General features: G+C 62.6%; 14 protein-coding genes and 1 pseudogene. 11 read left to right on the forward strand and 4 right to left on the reverse strand.

Going from position 1 to position 16,049, the window contains the following annotated elements:
• Window positions 1–239: 239 nt before the first annotated feature.
• The 6 genes from ACXJMY_RS31485 to ACXJMY_RS31510 all read left to right on the forward strand — a co-directional run bounded on the left by ACXJMY_RS31485 (window position 240) and on the right by ACXJMY_RS31510 (window position 7,033).
• Complete coding sequence (locus tag ACXJMY_RS31485; RefSeq protein ID WP_456623250.1) at window positions 240–653, forward strand: response regulator; 414 nt, start codon at window positions 240–242, stop codon at window positions 651–653.
• A gap of 505 nt (window positions 654–1,158) precedes the next feature.
• Window positions 1,159–3,972: a hybrid sensor histidine kinase/response regulator gene (locus ACXJMY_RS31490; protein ID WP_456623251.1), complete on the forward strand. Its 2,814-nt coding sequence runs from the start codon at window positions 1,159–1,161 to the stop codon at window positions 3,970–3,972.
• Between the two features lie 15 nt (window positions 3,973–3,987).
• On the forward strand, window positions 3,988–4,458 hold the full coding sequence (locus ACXJMY_RS31495) for a chemotaxis protein CheW (RefSeq protein WP_456623239.1): 471 nt from the start codon (window positions 3,988–3,990) through the stop codon (window positions 4,456–4,458).
• Window positions 4,459–4,529: 71 nt separating this feature from the next.
• Window positions 4,530–4,895 carry a response regulator gene (locus ACXJMY_RS31500; RefSeq protein ID WP_007600538.1) on the forward strand — a complete coding sequence of 122 codons (366 nt, stop codon included), beginning with the start codon at window positions 4,530–4,532 and terminating at the stop codon, window positions 4,893–4,895.
• Between the two features lie 75 nt (window positions 4,896–4,970).
• Window positions 4,971–6,164 carry a protein-glutamate methylesterase/protein-glutamine glutaminase gene (locus tag ACXJMY_RS31505; RefSeq protein ID WP_456623240.1) on the forward strand — a complete coding sequence of 398 codons (1,194 nt, stop codon included), beginning with the start codon at window positions 4,971–4,973 and terminating at the stop codon, window positions 6,162–6,164.
• Window positions 6,161–7,033 (forward strand): CheR family methyltransferase, encoded by an 873-nt coding sequence (locus tag ACXJMY_RS31510; protein ID WP_456623241.1) that lies wholly within the window; start codon window positions 6,161–6,163, stop codon window positions 7,031–7,033. The genes ACXJMY_RS31505 and ACXJMY_RS31510 overlap by 4 nt, the downstream gene beginning before the upstream one ends.
• A gap of 157 nt (window positions 7,034–7,190) precedes the next feature.
• Here ACXJMY_RS31510 and ACXJMY_RS31515 read toward each other — a convergent pair whose 3' ends face one another.
• The 3 genes from ACXJMY_RS31515 to ACXJMY_RS31525 are packed head-to-tail and all read right to left on the reverse strand — an operon-like array spanning window position 7,191 to window position 9,153.
• Window positions 7,191–8,351, reverse strand: a complete 1,161-nt coding sequence (locus ACXJMY_RS31515) for a glutathionylspermidine synthase family protein (RefSeq protein ID WP_456623242.1) — start codon at window positions 8,349–8,351, stop codon at window positions 7,191–7,193.
• A 3-nt stretch (window positions 8,352–8,354) separates the two neighbouring features.
• On the reverse strand, window positions 8,355–8,747 hold the full coding sequence (locus tag ACXJMY_RS31520; RefSeq protein ID WP_456623243.1) for a hypothetical protein: 393 nt from the start codon (window positions 8,745–8,747) through the stop codon (window positions 8,355–8,357).
• Between the two features lies 1 nt (window position 8,748).
• Window positions 8,749–9,153 (reverse strand): DUF350 domain-containing protein, encoded by a 405-nt coding sequence (locus tag ACXJMY_RS31525; protein WP_456623244.1) that lies wholly within the window; start codon window positions 9,151–9,153, stop codon window positions 8,749–8,751.
• 325 nt (window positions 9,154–9,478) lie between these two features.
• Here ACXJMY_RS31525 and ACXJMY_RS31530 point away from each other — a divergent pair, with 325 nt between their 5' ends.
• From ACXJMY_RS31530 to ACXJMY_RS31540, 3 genes are read left to right on the forward strand one after another with little or no spacing between them, the layout of a single operon-like run.
• On the forward strand, window positions 9,479–9,787 hold the full coding sequence (locus tag ACXJMY_RS31530; RefSeq protein ID WP_456623245.1) for a hypothetical protein: 309 nt from the start codon (window positions 9,479–9,481) through the stop codon (window positions 9,785–9,787).
• Window positions 9,788–9,794: 7 nt separating this feature from the next.
• Window positions 9,795–11,597: a CHAT domain-containing tetratricopeptide repeat protein gene (locus ACXJMY_RS31535; RefSeq protein ID WP_456623246.1), complete on the forward strand. Its 1,803-nt coding sequence runs from the start codon at window positions 9,795–9,797 to the stop codon at window positions 11,595–11,597.
• 38 nt (window positions 11,598–11,635) lie between these two features.
• Entirely contained in the window at window positions 11,636–13,252 is a 1,617-nt protein-coding gene (locus tag ACXJMY_RS31540) for a hypothetical protein (RefSeq protein ID WP_456623247.1), read from the forward strand.
• 93 nt (window positions 13,253–13,345) lie between these two features.
• Here the strand turns inward: ACXJMY_RS31540 and ctrA are convergent, their stop codons facing one another.
• Window positions 13,346–14,047 (reverse strand): response regulator transcription factor CtrA, encoded by a 702-nt coding sequence (gene ctrA / locus ACXJMY_RS31545; RefSeq protein ID WP_008138878.1) that lies wholly within the window; start codon window positions 14,045–14,047, stop codon window positions 13,346–13,348.
• 415 nt (window positions 14,048–14,462) lie between these two features.
• On the opposite strand from ctrA, the gene fliI reads away from it, so the two are divergent.
• Entirely contained in the window at window positions 14,463–15,788 is a 1,326-nt protein-coding gene (gene fliI, locus ACXJMY_RS31550) for a flagellar protein export ATPase FliI (RefSeq protein WP_456623248.1), read from the forward strand.
• Between the two features lie 121 nt (window positions 15,789–15,909).
• Window positions 15,910–16,049: pseudogene (locus tag ACXJMY_RS31555) on the forward strand (flagellar export protein FliJ); the annotation flags it as partial.

Genomic DNA, 16,049 nt, shown 5'->3' on the forward strand with positions numbered 1-16,049 from the left:
CCGTGGCGCCATGGAACGCATGTCGACCCGCGCGGCCTCGTCCGCTCGCCGATCTTCTGCCCTCGACGATCGCTCTCCCCGATGGTGATCCATGGTCGCAGATTTCGCGGCCGCCTTCCGCTCTCCGCCAGGGGCATTTGCAGTCATCGCCATTTCGATCCAAGCCAGAGGAGCAAGGCGTGCCCCACTGTTCAATTATTGAATCGCCGAAACGGGAAGCTCAAACGGGGCCGGAAAATCTGCGCCATATTCTCGTCGTCGACGACGACCCGATGGTGTGCATGGCCATCGAGGTCTATCTGCAGAGGAACAAGTTTCGCGTGACGATTGCCGATGGCGGTGAAGCCGGACTTCGCGCGCTCGGGAACGAACAGTTCGATCTGATGATCATCGATATATTCATGCCGCATATGCGCGGATTCGAATCGATCCGGATCTTCCACGAGCGCGCGCCCGCCATTCCGCTGATCGCCATGTCGGGCTACGCTTTCGCAAATCTGAATTCGCCCGCCCCCGACTTCCTCCGGATGGCGCTGGAGCTCGGTGCGGCGCGCTGCCTGCGCAAGCCGTTCACACCGGCGGCACTGCTTGCCACCATCAACGAATGCCTTTCGGACTACAACGACGCGGTTTCCGCGGCCCGCCTCGGTTAGCATCTCGCCGTTGGCGGCGGGCCTCCGGTAAGGCTTCGTTTACCTCGCCTGCAGATCATGCGCGCGGCCTGCGCCCTGTCCGATGTGGTCGGCACCGATGGCGCCGAATGGCGGCGGAGCCATCCGGCCCGTGCGCCATGCGCGCATGGCCTTGCACGGCGGCGGCTTTTCCGGACGCCTCGGATCGCCGTTAGCGGCGCGTTTACCCAGAGCACGATCACGCCGGCAGCGGAGACGCGGTTTTGCCGAAAGACGCTCGCGCCGGCCGTCAAAGGGCAAACTTGTCTTCAATCTCCGTATTAGCACGGAGGCTGAAATTAACGTGACCGTGAAATGGGATGTCTAACGATTTAGGCGAGGGCGTCCGTCGAATTCGAAGGACGTGCGGGCGTCGCGCACGGTCCCCTCCGCTTGGCAAAGATGCCGGTCGCGAATGGCCGTCACGGCCGACGAGATCAAGGGCCGAAACATCGGCCGCGAAGTCCAGGTTAGTAAGGCGTATCGCATGGATGATCTGTTGCGGGAGTTTTTGACGGAGACCAGCGAGAGCCTGGACACCGTCGACAATCAGCTGGTGAAGTTCGAGCAGGAGCCGAACAACGCCAAGATCCTGGATAACATCTTCCGCCTGGTCCACACCATCAAGGGCACGTGCGGCTTTTTGGGATTGCCGCGGCTGGAAGCGCTGGCGCATGCCGGCGAGACGCTGATGGGCAAGTTCCGTGACGGCATGCCGGTGACCGGGCAGGCGGTGACGGTGATCCTGTCGTCGATCGACCGCATCAAGGARATCCTGGCYGGSCTSGAGGCGACCGAAGCCGAGCCCGAGGGCACCGACCGCGACCTGATCGACAAGCTGGAAGCGATGGTCGAGCAGGGCATGGCGGCGATGGCTGCCGGGGCTGCTGCTCCCGTTGCCGAAGCGCCGCCGCTGGTGCCGGACGCGCCGGCTCCCGTCGAAGCCAAGGCCGCACCCGCCAAGGACATGACCCAGGGCTCGCTGATCGACCAGACCCTGGAACGCCCGCTGCGTCCGGGCGAGGTGTCGCTGGACGAGCTCGAGCGCGCCTTCCGCGAGACYGCGATCGAGGCGCCGGCCCCCGTTGCCAAGGTTGAGGCGAAGGTCGACGTCGCACCCGAGCCGGCTCCGGCCCCGGTTGCCGCCAAGGAAGTTGCCAAAGAGACAAAGCCCGCCAAGGAGAAGGCCGCGCCGAAGAAGTCGATGGCGGACGAGACCGCCGTCGAGGGCGACCGCRTCGCCAACCAGTCGATCCGCGTCAACGTGGATACGCTGGAGCATTTGATGACCATGGTCTCCGAGCTGGTSCTGACCCGCAACCAGCTGCTSGAGATCTCCCGCCGCAACGAGGACACCGAGTTCAAGGTGCCGTTGCAGCGSCTGTCCAACGTCACSGCCGAGCTGCAGGAAGGCGTCATGAAGACGCGCATGCAGCCGATCGGCAATGCCTGGCAGAAGCTGCCCCGCATCGTCCGCGACCTCTCGAGCGARCTCGGCAAGCAGATCGAGCTGGAGATGCACGGCGCCGACACCGAGCTCGACCGCCAGGTGCTCGACCTGATCAAGGACCCGCTCACCCACATGGTGCGCAACTCCGCCGACCATGGCCTCGAGACCCCSGCCGAGCGCACCGCGAACGGCAAGGGCGAGCAGGGCACCATYCGYCTGTCCGCCTATCACGAGGGCGGCCACATCATCATCTGCATCGCCGACAACGGCCGCGGSCTCAACACCGAGARGATCAAGGCCAAGGCGATCTCCTCRGGTCTCGTCACCGAGGCYGAGCTCGAGAAGATGTCGGAAGCCCAGATCCACAAGTTCATCTTCGCCCCCGGCTTCTCGACCGCGGCCGCCATCACCTCGGTGTCGGGGCGCGGCGTCGGCATGGACGTGGTSCGCACCAATATCGACCAGATCGGCGGCACCATCGACATCAAGTCGGTGGCCGGCGAAGGCTCCTCCGTCACCATCAAGATCCCGCTGACGCTCGCGATCGTCTCSGCGCTGATCGTCGAGGCCGCCGGCGACCGCTTTGCGATCCCGCAGCTCTCGGTCGTCGAGCTGGTTCGCGCTCGCGCCAACAGCGAGCACCGCATCGAGCGCATCAAGGACACCGCGGTGTTGAGGCTGCGCAACAAGCTGCTGCCGCTGATCCACCTGAAGAAGCTCYTGAAGATCGACGACGGCGCCGCCAGCGATCCCGAGAACGGCTTTATCGTGGTCACGCAAGTCGGCAGCCAGACYTTTGGCATCGTGGTCGACGGCGTGTTCCACACCGAAGARATCGTGGTCAAGCCGATGTCGACGAAGCTGCGCCACATCGACATGTTCTCCGGCAACACCATTCTGGGCGATGGCGCCGTCATCATGATCATCGACCCCAACGGCATCGCCAAGGCACTCGGCGCCTCCGGCTCCTCGGCCCATGACATGGCTGATGAAGCCGCCGGCCATCATTCCTCCTCGGCCGAGCAGACCACCTCGCTCTTGGTGTTCCGCGCCGGCTCCAGCCAGCCCAAGGCGGTCCCGCTCGGGCTCGTCACCCGCCTGGAAGAGCTGCCCTCGGACAAGATCGAGTTCWSYAACGGCCGCTACATGGTGCAGTACCGCGAGCAGCTGATGCCGCTGGTCGCGATGGAGAGCGTCACCATCGCCTCCCAGGGCGCCCAGCCGATCCTGGTGTTCTCCGACGACGGCCGCTCCATGGGCCTCGTCGTCGACGAGATCATCGACATCGTCGAGGARCGGCTCAACATCGAGGTCGGCGGATCCTCCAGCGGCATCCTCGGCTCGGCCGTGATCAAGGGCCAGGCCACCGAGGTGATCGACGTCGGCCACTTCCTGCCGATGGCGTTCGCCGACTGGTTCACCCGCAAGGAGATGAAGCCGTCGATGCACTCGCAGTCGGTGCTGCTGGTCGACGACAGCGCCTTCTTCCGCAAYATGCTGGCCCCGGTGCTGAAGGCGGCCGGCTACCGCGTCCGCACCGCRCCGAACGCGCAGGAGGCGCTCGCCACGCTGCGCTCCGGCCAGAGCTTCGACGTGGTGCTGACCGACATCGAGATGCCCGACATGAACGGGTTCGAGTTCGCCGAGGTGATCCGCTCCGACAACAATCTGGCGGCAACCCCGATCATCGGCCTCTCCGCRCTGGTGTCGCCGGCGGCGATCGAGCGCGGCCGTCAGGCCGGCTTCCACGACTATGTCGCCAAGTTCGACCGTCCCGGCCTGATCGCAGCGCTGAAGGAGCAGACCGCGGGCGCGGCCGGCGCCTCCGAGCTGAGCCGGGCTGCGGCCTAAGCGAAGGAAACATCGATGACCAAGAAGATGCAGAGCACCGAGGGCGCCATGGTCGAATACGTCACCGCGATGATCGGCGGCCAGCTGTTCGGCCTGCCGATCTCCCGGGTCCAGGACGTGTTCATGCCGGAGCGCGTCACCCGCGTGCCGCTGTCCTCGCGCGAGATCGCGGGCGTGCTGAATTTGCGCGGCCGCATCGTCACCGTGGTCGACATGCGCGCCCGGCTCGGCCTGCCCAAGCCCGAGGACGGCAAGGTGCCGATGGCRGTCGGCGTCGACCTGCGCGGCGAATCCTACGGCCTCCTGATCGACCAGATCGGCGAGGTGCTGCGCCTGTCCGAGGACGGCAAGGAAGAAAACCCCGTCAACCTCGATCCCCGCATGGCCAAGCTCGCCGGCGGCGTCCACCGCCTCGACGGGCAGCTCATGGTCGTCCTCGACGTCGATCGCGTCCTCGAGCTCGCACCCGAGATGATGGCGGCCTGATACGGCGGCATCGCCGCCGACGGACTTGCAATTGGAAGTGCCCCCGCAAAGGGGAGGAAGCAGAGGTTCACATGCGAACTTGTCTCGTCGTTGATGATTCCAGCGTCATCCGCAAGGTTGCGCGCCGGATCCTGGAGGGCCTCGACTTCCAGATTCTCGAAGCCGAGGACGGTGAGAAGGCGCTGGAGGCCTGCAAGCGCGGTCTGCCCGACGCAGTGCTGCTCGACTGGAACATGCCGGTCATGGACGGCTACGAGTTTCTCGGCCATCTCAGGCGCATGCCGGGCGGCGACCAGCCCAAGGTGGTGTTCTGCACCACCGAGAACGACGTCGCGCATATCGCGCGTGCGCTGCACGCCGGCGCCAACGAATACATCATGAAGCCCTTCGACAAGGACATCGTGACGGCGAAATTCCAGGAAGTCGGGCTTATCTGAGCGAACATCCGGAGGCTGTACGGATCCTTCGGCGATTGTTTTCAACTGAACCGTTTCAGTCTGAGTTGGTGAGTAATGAGTGTTGCGTTCGCAGGTAATTCGACCACGGGTCCGTCGCGCGACGCCGGGCCGCTGCGGGTGATGGTCGTCGACGACTCGGTCGTCATACGCGGTCTGATCTCGCGCTGGATCGGTGCCGAGCATGACATGGAGGTCGCGGCCTCGCTGCGCACCGGGCTCGAGGCGGTCAACCAGCTCGAACGCATCAACCCCGACGTTGCCGTGCTCGACATCGAAATGCCCGAGCTCGACGGCATCTCGGCGCTGCCGCAACTGCTGGCGAAGAAGCGCGATCTCGTCATCATCATGGCCTCGACGCTGACCCGCCGTAACGCGGAGATCAGCTTCAAGGCGCTGTCGCTCGGTGCGGCGGACTACATTCCGAAGCCGGAGTCGACGCGCGAAGCGTCGGCCGCGGACATCTTTCATCACGACCTGATCCAGAAGATCCGCCACCTCGGCGCGCGGCTGCGCCGCAGGCCCGCAGTCGCGAGCCCGCCGCTTGCGCCCGCGAGCCCGGCACCGGCTGCACGTGCACCGGCTGTCGTGCGGCCCGCCGCGCCCGCACCGGCCGTGCATGCGCCGTCGTCGGGGGCGCTGTCCACGCGCCCGTTCTCGACCCAGGCACCCAAGGTGCTGCTGATCGGCTCCTCGACCGGCGGTCCGCAGGCACTGATGGCGCTGGTGACCGAGCTCGGCCCGGTGATCGACCGCTTCCCGGTGCTGATCACCCAGCACATGCCGCCGACCTTCACCACCATCCTTGCCGAGCATCTGGCGCGCTCGAGCCGCAAGCCGGCAGCCGAGGCGATCGACGGCGAGCCGGTGAAGCCGGGACGGATCTATCTGGCGCCGGGCGGCAAGCACATGCGCGTCGTGCGCAATGGCGCGGAGGTCGCGATCGCGCTCGACGACGGCCCCGCCGTCAATTTCTGCAAGCCCGCGGTCGATCCGCTCTTCACCTCCGCCATCGATATCTGGCACGGCAGTATCCTCTCCGTGATCCTGACCGGCATGGGCTCGGACGGCATGCGCGGCGGCAAGGACATCGTCGCCGCCGGCGGCAGCGTGATCGCGCAGGACGAAGCCTCCAGCGTGGTGTGGGGCATGCCGGGCGCGGCCGCCAATGCCGGCATCTGTGCGGCGATCCTGCCGCTCAACCAGATCGGCGCCAAGGTCAACCGCCTGTTCGCGGGAGACCGCGCGTGACGCCGGCCGACTACGAGTATCTGCGCAAGGTCCTGAAAGAGCGCTCCGGTCTCGATCTCTCCGCCGACAAGCAATATCTCGTCGAGAGCCGGCTGCTGCCGCTTGCGCGCAAGGCGAGCCTTCCGGGCATTCCGGATCTCGTGCAGAGGATCAAGAACGGCGACGGCAAGCTTGCTTCCGACGTGGTCGAGGCCATGACCACCAACGAGACGTTCTTCTACCGCGACAAGATCCCGTTCGATCACCTGCGCGACACCATCCTGCCCGGCCTGATCAAGGCGCGCGCCGCGCGCAAGTCGCTGCGCATCTGGTCGGCGGCATCCTCGACGGGACAGGAGCCCTATTCGATCGCGATGTGCGTGAAGGAGATGGGCGCAGCCTTCGCCGGCTGGCGCATCGAGATCGTCGCCACCGATCTGTCGCAGGAGGTCCTGGAGAAGTCCAAGGCCGGCGTCTACAGCCAGTTCGAAGTGCAGCGCGGCCTGCCGATCCAGCACCTCGTGAAATACTTCACGCAAGTTGGCGAGATCTGGCAGCTCAACGCCGACATCCGCTCGATGGTGCAGTTCCGCCAGCTCAATCTGCTGCAAGACTTCTCCCATCTCGGCACCTTCGACGTGATCTTCTGCCGCAACGTGCTGATCTATTTCGACCAGGACACCAAGGCCGTGATCTTCGAGCGCATGGCGAAGGGCCTGGAGGCCGACGGCACGCTGCTGCTGGGCGCTGCCGAATCCGTCGTCGGCATCACCGACGCCTTCCGTCCCCTCACCGACCGCCGCGGCCTCTACCAGCTGAATCCGGCGCGCTCCGGCCGCCCGATGGGCGGACTGATGCCGCAGCCGCTGAAGGTCGCCGCGGCGAGGTGATCTCATCGTCATTCCGGGGCCGCGCGTAAGCGCGGAGCCCGGAATCCATAACCACAGGCCATCGAAATAGGCAGGCGGTTAGACGTGGGGCCGTTCGATCCGCCTGTGGCTATGGATTCCGGGCTCGCGACTTTGTCGCGCCCCGGAATGACAAGCCTCACAAAATCGCGTGCGGGAGAAACCGCGAGCTGTTGCCGGTGATCGGGCTCTCGTCTTCGCGGATCGACAGGCCGCACGGCTCGTGGTTCACCAGCCAGCTTCCGATCACCGGATAGAAGTCCGAAAAGTTCGGCAGCGGCGCGAGCGCCTGGCGCACGAAGCCTTCGGCGCCATAAGGGCCTGCATGCGCGTCGAGCGGCACGCCGCCGGAGACCAGCGTGACATTGGCGCCCTCGCGCGACAGCAGCGGCTTGCGCACATAGGAGCTGCCGAGCTCGGCCGCGCGCGGATCGTCCTCGAAGAAGGCGGGCAGCAGATTGGGATGGTTCGGAAACATCTCCCACAACAGCGGCAGGATGCCCTTGTTGGAGAGCACCGCCTTCCACGGCGGCTCGATCCAGCGCGTCGGTGCCTCGGCAAGCTTCGCGCCGAAAGCGTCGTGGAACATCCATTCCCAGGGATAGAGCTTGAAGGCGAGCGCGATGTCGCGGTTATCGAGATCGACGAAGCCGCCGGCCTCGTCGCGCCAGCCGATCTGCTCGATGTCGAGCAGCGTGGTCGCAAGTCCCGCCTGGCGCGCGGTGTCTTCGAGATAAGCGAGCGTGCCGGCGTCCTCGTCATTGCCCGTGGTGCCGGTGAGATGCAGATGATGGCCCGCGGCGATCGTCGTCCAGGCCGCGATCAGCCGCTCATGGATGGAGTTGAACTGGTCGGCGCGCGCCGGGATGATGCGCCGCTCGATCGCCTGTTCGAGCCAGGTCCATTGAAACACCGCGGCCTCGAAGATCGAGGTCGGGGTATCCGCGTTGTATTCGAGCAGCTTGGCCGGGCCCTTGCCGTCGAATTTCAGGTCGAGCCGGCCGTAGAGGCTGTGGTCGTCACGCTTCCAGCTCGTCGCAATCAGATCCCAGAACGCTTCCGGAATCCTCAGTCGCCGCAGATGTCGCTCGTCGCCGATCACCCGGCTGGCAAGCTCCAGGCACATCGCGTCGATCTCGCCGGTCGGGGTCTCGATGGAGCGCTCGATCTCGTCGAGCGTGAAGGCGTAATAGGCCCGCTCGTCCCAATAGCGTTCGCCGCCGTTGGTGTGGAAGACGAAGCCGCATTGCGCTGCGGTTTCTCGCCAGTCGTCGCGCTCGAGGCAGGTGATGCGCCGCATGGATCAGCCCCCGCCCGAGAAGCCATGGCCAAACGAGCCGAAGCCGCCGCGGCTCACGCTGCTGTGGCCCGAGTCGGATGACGTGCTCGACGAAGAATGGCTGGAGGAATCGCTGCTGAAGAAGCTCGATCGCGACGATGAGCCCGAGCCGCCGCTGCCGCCCGAGGAACTGCTTCTGCTGCCGCTGCACGCGGTGCTCGTCTGCACCGCTGGATCCGTCCCGGGAGGAGAGGGCTCGCAAGTCTGCCGCGGCATCAGCGTGTAGGCGGTAGTGCCGACCGCGATCGTGCCCATCACCAGCAGCGCGACATGGCCGGAGCGCTTCACCGGCTCTCGCGGTGTCGGCGGCACCGGCCGGCGCTTGCCGAACTGCTTGCTGGAGGGTTTGTCGGCCATATCAGTAGATCATGCAGGCGGCGTTCAACAGGCCCGCGGCGAGCGAGGACAGCCCGAGCCAGATCGCCGGGGCAAGCTCGCCTGCGGCGATCCGCGCCGACAGGTTCGGCACCGGCACCCTCACCAGAAAGAGCACGATGATCTGCACGATCAGCGCGATGATCGCCCAGATCAGGCAGTCCAGCACACTGGCCGAATGTGCGATCGCGCTGACCAGCGGCGCCACGAAGCCGAGCAGGCTGAGGCCGAGCGCAATCGCTGCGGCCGGCTCGTCGTCGCGGATCAGCTGGAACTCGTTGTGCGGGGTGATGCGGGTATAGACGAACAGATACGCCACGATCGCGATCAGCCCGGTGCAGAAATAGACCAGGAAGGCGGGAAGGCCGGCGAGCGATTGCAGAATCATGGGGGATCCGACTGTGACCGTGCGAAGTCTGGCACGATCGTTTGGTCGCCGCACCGGCCCGATCCGTTCGATCCCCAGGAACGACGTCGACGTCGAAATTTGCGCCCGGCATGCCCATCCGGCACTGCACAAACTTTTCGGGTCAAATGAGACCTGCTTCACAAATGCGTCTTGAAGTTGCGTGCGATAATCTCGCCCAGCGATCGATCAAGCAGCGGATCGTTGCCACAGTCGGACTATCGGAAATTTTATTCCAATTGGATTGACTCCTAAGATTGCGTTTGCCGAATTGCGTTGCTAGCATGATCCACCGGGAGAGCGTGGCATGTGTTGGGCTCTCGACAAAATCGATCCCTTGCAGCAGCTAGAAGCACACTTCGCTGCCGCCGAGATCAATGTGGGCGCCCTCCGGCTTGCCACGTCGGCTATCGCAGCAAATGCAATTTCGCTCGTGCCGCAGGCCGCTGTCGCTACAGCGAACGTCTTTAACCGCGGCGCACCCCGTAACGAGCATTGCTGCCGTTACGTTTCTTTTCGGCAGGCGCAGACAACTTCGGAGGCAGGTAAGCATCCAGAGGTCGGCGATCTGGGCGTAGCGCATCTACGATTTAAGTACGAGGTTTTTGTCGAGTGAGGCTGCAATGCCTGAGTACCATGACTTCGAGCTTGAAATCAGTTCCGACAGCGCTGACGGGGTTCCGCGACAGTATTTCGCTCACGTCATTCGATCGCCGGCCGGCGAAGCCAGCAGGTCTCCTGTCCAGTTTCGGTTTTCCAAAGACCTTGCGAGGGTCCGTGCCGATTTGGAGAGTGCCGTCCTGGGCATCAATGGTAACGGCATTGCCGGCTTGGCGTCACCCTCTGAGCAAATGTTGCGAGAATTCGGCAAAGAAGTTTTTCGCAGCATATTCGTGAACACAAAGAGCATTTCGAATCTTTACGCTCAGTGCAAGAGGAAGGATCTAAGAATCAAACTGCGGATAAGCTCGCCCGATCTTGCAGCGCTGCCGTGGGAATATCTGTACGAAGAAGATGAAGTCATAAGTTACCTGAGCCTGCGGCTGCCGCTCGTCCGCTATCTGGAGACGGCAGGCGCTGCGGAGGCCATGGGTGTCAGGGGGCCACTGCGTATTCTGGGGATGATCTCCGCTCCTGTGACCGACGAATGGCCGAAACTGGAGGTCGCCAGGGAGCGCGAGCGGATCGACAGAGGTATCGACAAGCTGCAGCGGGAAGGCCGGGTTGTCTTCGAGTGGGTTGACGGAGGAACCGGGAAGGACCTGATGGCCAAGCTGCTGGAAGGTGATTGGCACATTTTTCATTTCATCGGTCATGGCGGCGTCGAACCGCAATCTCAGAATAATTTCGAGGGAAATAGTTTCGATCAGAGCGGCTTCATTGTCATGGTCGACGAAGACGGGAGGCCGGCCAAGAAATTCGCGTCCGATCTGGCGATAATGCTGGGAGACGCACGCAAGAGCCTTCGACTCGTGGTTCTCAATTGCTGCGAAAGTGCCAAGATCAATGTCGGCGAAAAGTTCGGCAATCCGGCGATCGGCCTTATGTTGGGAGGATGGCTGCCGGCGGTCGTAGCTATGCAATTCCCTATCAGCGATGGCGCAGCCATTGAGATGTCGGAGGGGTTCTATAGGGCGCTTGCAAATAATTCACCTGTCGACGACGCGATCAAAACGGCGCGGAAGTTCATTCAGATGAAGTCGAAGGTCGAGTTCGGCATCCCTGTTTTGTACATGCGTTCGCCCGACGGAAAGATTTTCGAAGTAGACAATCCAGTAGCCGACCGTCCGACCAGCACTGCGGTCGTTAACATCGTGGATCTGCAGCGGCGGCGAGAAGAATTCATGCTCGCCGTTGATGCTGCTCCGAACTCGATAGAAGAACTGGAGCAACTTACGCACGTTGGTCAAAATCTCATTTCCGGATTGAAAGACGACGAGCAATTGACCAAGCGTGTCGCTCGAGTCTACCTCGACCTCGGCACCCTGCAGCAACGAAATAAACAGACTCCAAACGCCGCAGGGAGTTTCGCTTACGCGATCAAGCTGGATCCAAGGAACCCCGAGTACTATGTACGGCGCGCAAATTTCTATGCGCTAGTGGGTTTCTACGAATTTGCGCTGGCCGATATCACGGCCGCGATCGGGCTGAAACCAGGCGAGGCTGAGTATTATTGGATCAAGGGTATCATCTGCGGTACGGCTTCGGGACCAGAAAACAAGCGCGGATTTCTTGAGCAGGCCGTCGAGGCATTCGGTGCTGCCATTCGCATGAGACCCTCGGAGCCCAAGTACCTGGCTTCGCGGGCCAACGCATTTACTCAGCTAGGAGTCGCTGCGGAAGCGATCAAAGACCTCGACCTGGCCATGACGATGGCACCGGATAATCCGGATCTGGTGGCGCAGAGAATGCGAATTCAGGCTTGAGCGACTGAAAAATTGCAGCTGCAGACTTGGGGGGTGCCGTGTCCCTTGAAACGTTCGTCACTGGATTGAACCTGGTCTGCGGATATCTAGGCGTGCCGCTCCTAGTCGCCTTGTTCTATTGGTTCAGATTCCATACGCTAAAAGGCACACGTTCCTATACGACGCAGTTGCTGTACTGTATCGGCATCGCGGTGTTCATTCTGCCGTTTCTGCTGATGTATTTCGCGATCGTCTACGTGGTAAGGGAGGTTGTCCCCCTCAAGGCCGATATATCCGCATCGTCCGCACTATGCCTCGTCATGCTCGTTTGGCTCGTGCCGGGACCACCCAAGTGGTGGCGCGACTTCTGCCAAAGGATAGCGCGCATACCTTTCCTTGCGCACGGGCTGCGGAACACGTTGTGCAACTCCCCGTGGGAATTGCCCGCCGCAGATTGGCCCGACATAAGTCGCAAGCTTGCGCGCATCGGCTACCCGATTGCTGATCTCCGAGCCCTTCAGTCGGCGCCAATCCAGTCTCGCTTCTTGAAGATCGCGACTATCATGTTCCACTTGGAGCAATGGAAGCTCCAGGGAGATTCGTTTTTCGATCGCAACTCAGAACATTATTCGGATCTGCTGGCCGTCTACGACCTGTTGTCCTTCAAGGCAATTCGGGTGTTGAAGAACACCGCGGCGATCTATGGCACGATCATGGAGGACAGCAAGGTTCAGCCGGATGATTGGGGGGCGCTCGACTCGTTCAGCGCCCAGAACGACCCAAGCAATAGGCTTCAGTTCGCCGCGCAAAATGCGGCTGGAGGCATGCTCGAGGACTTGCGGAAGGATATGGATTTCCTCCTCGATCACCTGCTCTTGCTTACAGCGCGTTGCGTGTTGGCCAGTGCGTGGACTTCCGCAGGTCGCAAACGCGGATTGGAGGAGATTGGATTCACGGTAAAGGCGCCGGCTCACACCATAGTATGGACGGCGATAGCTGGGGTAGGGGTCTCGGTTGCCACCGTTCTATTATGGTTTGCGACCATAAGGAATCCATCCAGTCTCATCTCGGGCGTTCCGGCGGTTGGCGTGACTCGATCGTTCGTCGTTTCGCCCTTGATCATCATTGTCAGCGTCGCGATCATATATCACCTCAAGCGCAACTATGCGTTTGCGAATGAAGGAGTGTTTGGCGGCCTCCCGTACAAGTTCATACTCTCAATCGGTGTTGTGACGGCCTTGCTGCTGTTTCCGGTTCAAGCCGGCTTCGACTACTATCAGTTTCCGGGCAATTACGTGGACGTGCTGGTGCATGAGTTGCCGATACTGCTCTATATGTGGGCCACGACGACCGTCATAGCTTTGCTGGTGCAGGACTCGATGTGGAGAGGCTTCGGGTCAATTTGGACGCGGCGAGTTATGGATGGCATCGTGTTCGGTGCGGGTTGGGTGTGCGCCATTGGACTGCTGTATGCGATAAACGCAGTGTTTCCCGTGCCGGTCATGGAGAAGTTGGCGAGCGCGAGTTGGGTGGAGATAGTGGTTCTTATTTTCGGTTTTTCTTTCGCTGCCGGCTTTGTTCTGGGTTTTGTTCTGATGGCTCCTCTTCGGCAAGCGACGTCATTTCGCCTTGCGCGCGAAGAAATGCCGTTAGGTCCGGCATTTGCTCGTGCTTGAGCGCGAAGGCCCCAAAAATAAAAACCCCGCCATTTGCGGCGGGGTCCAGGCTGGGAGGAGCGAGCCCCGGGGGCCCGCGACGTAAACCCAGGATCAGGCGGGAATGCGCTCTTCGTGCTCGTGCGGCTCGCGCAGCACGTAGCCGCGGCCCCACACCGTCTCGATGAAGTTGCGGCCTTCGGAAGCGTTGGCGAGCTTCTTGCGGAGCTTGCAGATGAAGACGTCGATGATCTTCAGTTCCGGCTCGTCCATGCCGCCATAGAGATGGTTGAGGAACATTTCCTTGGTGAGGGTCGTGCCCTTGCGGAGCGACAGCAGCTCCAGCATCTGGTATTCCTTGCCGGTCAGATGCACGCGCTGGCCGCCGACTTCGACCGTCTTGGTGTCGAGGTTGACGACGAGGTCGCCGGTCTGGATGACCGACTGGGCATGGCCCTTGGAGCGGCGCACGATCGCGTGGATGCGGGCAACCAGCTCGTCCTTGTGGAAGGGTTTGGTCATGTAGTCGTCGGCGCCGACGCCGAGACCCTTGACCTTGTCCTCGATGCCGGCGAGGCCGGAGAGGATCAGAATCGGTGTCTTGATCTTGGAGACCCGGAGCTGCTTGAGCACGTCGTAGCCGGACATGTCGGGCAGGTTAAGGTCGAGAAGGATAATGTCGTAATCGTATAATTTTCCGAGATCGACGCCTTCTTCCCCCAAATCGGTCGTGTAGACGTTGAAGCTCTCAGACTTCAGCATCAGCTCGATCGACTGCGCGACGGCGCTGTCATCTTCAATCAGCAAAACGCGCATGCCAGTTCCCCATAGTCGCCGCTCCTGGGCGTCAGGTCGGCCGCATTCGCGGCACTCAACAAAACGCCTTTGAACAACTGATTCGGATCCTGACAACAGATGGTTAACAAAATCTGATTCTGGAACGCAAGTCCCCCGGGTGCAATTTTTGTCGAATCGCCCTAAGGTATTGCGGATGAAGCAGCTTTCGTCACCCGATTCCGTTCAAGTTCCACTTTAAGAGACGGGCCTAACCGACTCCCGCGACTCAGCCTTCTTCTGAAGGGGAGTCACGCTCAGTCACAAAGACAGTGACGCAATGATTAATGATGCGGGTAAACACGAAGTTAAGCGCCGTTCAGAAATATGGCGAAACTTAAGGTTTTCGCCCCGAAGCCCCTCATTATGAAGGCGTCGCCCTTATGAAGGCCCTCTTATGAAGGCTCTGGCCGAACAGATCGGCGACATCGACGGCGTCAACATATATGGCCGCGTGGTCGGTGTTCGCGGCCTGATGGTCGAGGTGGCCGGCCCGATCCATGCGATGTCGGTCGGAGCACGGCTCGTGATCGAGACCGGCGCCAACCGCTTCATCCCCTGCGAGGTGATCGGCTTCTCCGGCAACAATGCCGTCGTGATGCCGTTTGCCGGACTCGACGGCGTGCGCCGCGGCTGCAAGGCCGTCATCGCCAATGCCGCCAACCAGGTCCGGCCTTGCGCGGCCTGGCTTGGCCGCGTCGTCAATGCGCTCGGCGAGCCGATCGACGGCAAGGGGCCGCTGCCGCAAGGCGCCTCGCCGATGCCGTTCCGCAACGCGCCGCCGCCGGCGCATTCGCGCAAGCGCGTCGGCGCCCCGCTCGATCTCGGCGTGCGCGCGATGAACACCTTCCTGACCTGCTGCCGCGGCCAGCGCATGGGCATCTTCGCCGGCTCCGGCGTCGGCAAGTCGGTGCTGCTCTCGATGCTCGCGCGCAACGTCGATGCCGACATCAGCGTCATCGGGCTGATCGGCGAACGCGGCCGCGAGGTGCAGGAATTCCTGCAGGACGACCTCGGCGAGGAGGGCCTGGCGCGCTCAGTCGTGGTGGTCGCGACCTCCGACGAGCCGGCCCTGATGCGGCGACAGGCCGCGTATCTGACGCTCGCGGTCGCCGAATATTTCCGCGACGAGGACCAGGACGTCCTCTGCCTGATGGACTCGGTGACGCGCTTTGCCATGGCCCAGCGCGAGATCGGGCTGTCCGCCGGCGAGCCGCCGACCGCCAAAGGCTACACGCCGACCGTCTTCACCGAACTGCCGAAGCTCTTGGAGCGCGCCGGCCCCGGCCTCGGCGTCGGCGCCATCACCGCGATCTTCACGGTGCTGGTCGATGGTGACGACCATAACGAGCCGATCGCGGACGCGGTCCGCGGCATCCTCGACGGCCACATCGTGATGCAGCGCGCGATCGCCGAGCGCGGCCGCTACCCCGCCATCAACATCCTCAAATCCGTCTCCCGCACCATGCCGAAATCGGCCGATCCGCAGTTCTGGCCGACCATCCAGCGGGCGCGCCAGGTGATGGCGACCTATGCCGACATGGAGGAATTGATCCGGTTGGGGGCCTACCGCGCCGGTTCCAGCCCCGAGGTCGACGAGGCGATCCGCCTGCACGAGCCGCTGGAGGCCTTCCTGCGCCAGCGCAAGGACGAAAGTGCCTCGCTTGCCGACGGCTACAGCCAGTTGGCGCAAATCCTCGGCAATTTGGAAACGGAACGCTAACTTTGTCGCGTCATCATCCGATCACACAGAGTAGCAGAGCCGGTCTTGGCCTCAATCGGGCCTGTGGGGAGACCGGTGTCGTCCCACGTGCAGCCAAGGGACTTCTGGGGAGTACGAGTCGATGAAGTCACGTGATACCCTCATTCGCCTGAAGAAGTTTCAGGTCGACGAGAAGCGCCGCCGGGTCGCCCAGATCGAGTCCATGATTGCCGACTTCCAGCGGATGTCGGTCGATCTCGAACGGGAGATCCAGACCGAGCA

It is taken from the genome of Bradyrhizobium sp. P5_C12 (assembly GCF_054049735.1).

Coding starts and splice junctions, on each gene's coding strand:
- ACXJMY_RS31525 (WP_456623244.1), bottom strand. CDS start 9,153: ATGATTCTGCAATCGCTCGCCGGCCTTCCCGCCTTCCTGGTCTATTTC.
- ctrA (WP_008138878.1), bottom strand. CDS start 14,047: ATGCGCGTTTTGCTGATTGAAGATGACAGCGCCGTCGCGCAGTCGATC.
- fliI (WP_456623248.1), top strand. CDS start 14,463: ATGAAGGCTCTGGCCGAACAGATCGGCGACATCGACGGCGTCAACATA.
- ACXJMY_RS31530 (WP_456623245.1), top strand. CDS start 9,479: ATGTGTTGGGCTCTCGACAAAATCGATCCCTTGCAGCAGCTAGAAGCA.
- ACXJMY_RS31505 (WP_456623240.1), top strand. CDS start 4,971: ATGAGTGTTGCGTTCGCAGGTAATTCGACCACGGGTCCGTCGCGCGAC.
- ACXJMY_RS31535 (WP_456623246.1), top strand. CDS start 9,795: ATGCCTGAGTACCATGACTTCGAGCTTGAAATCAGTTCCGACAGCGCT.
- ACXJMY_RS31500 (WP_007600538.1), top strand. CDS start 4,530: ATGCGAACTTGTCTCGTCGTTGATGATTCCAGCGTCATCCGCAAGGTT.
- ACXJMY_RS31515 (WP_456623242.1), bottom strand. CDS start 8,351: ATGCGGCGCATCACCTGCCTCGAGCGCGACGACTGGCGAGAAACCGCA.
- ACXJMY_RS31520 (WP_456623243.1), bottom strand. CDS start 8,747: ATGGCCGACAAACCCTCCAGCAAGCAGTTCGGCAAGCGCCGGCCGGTG.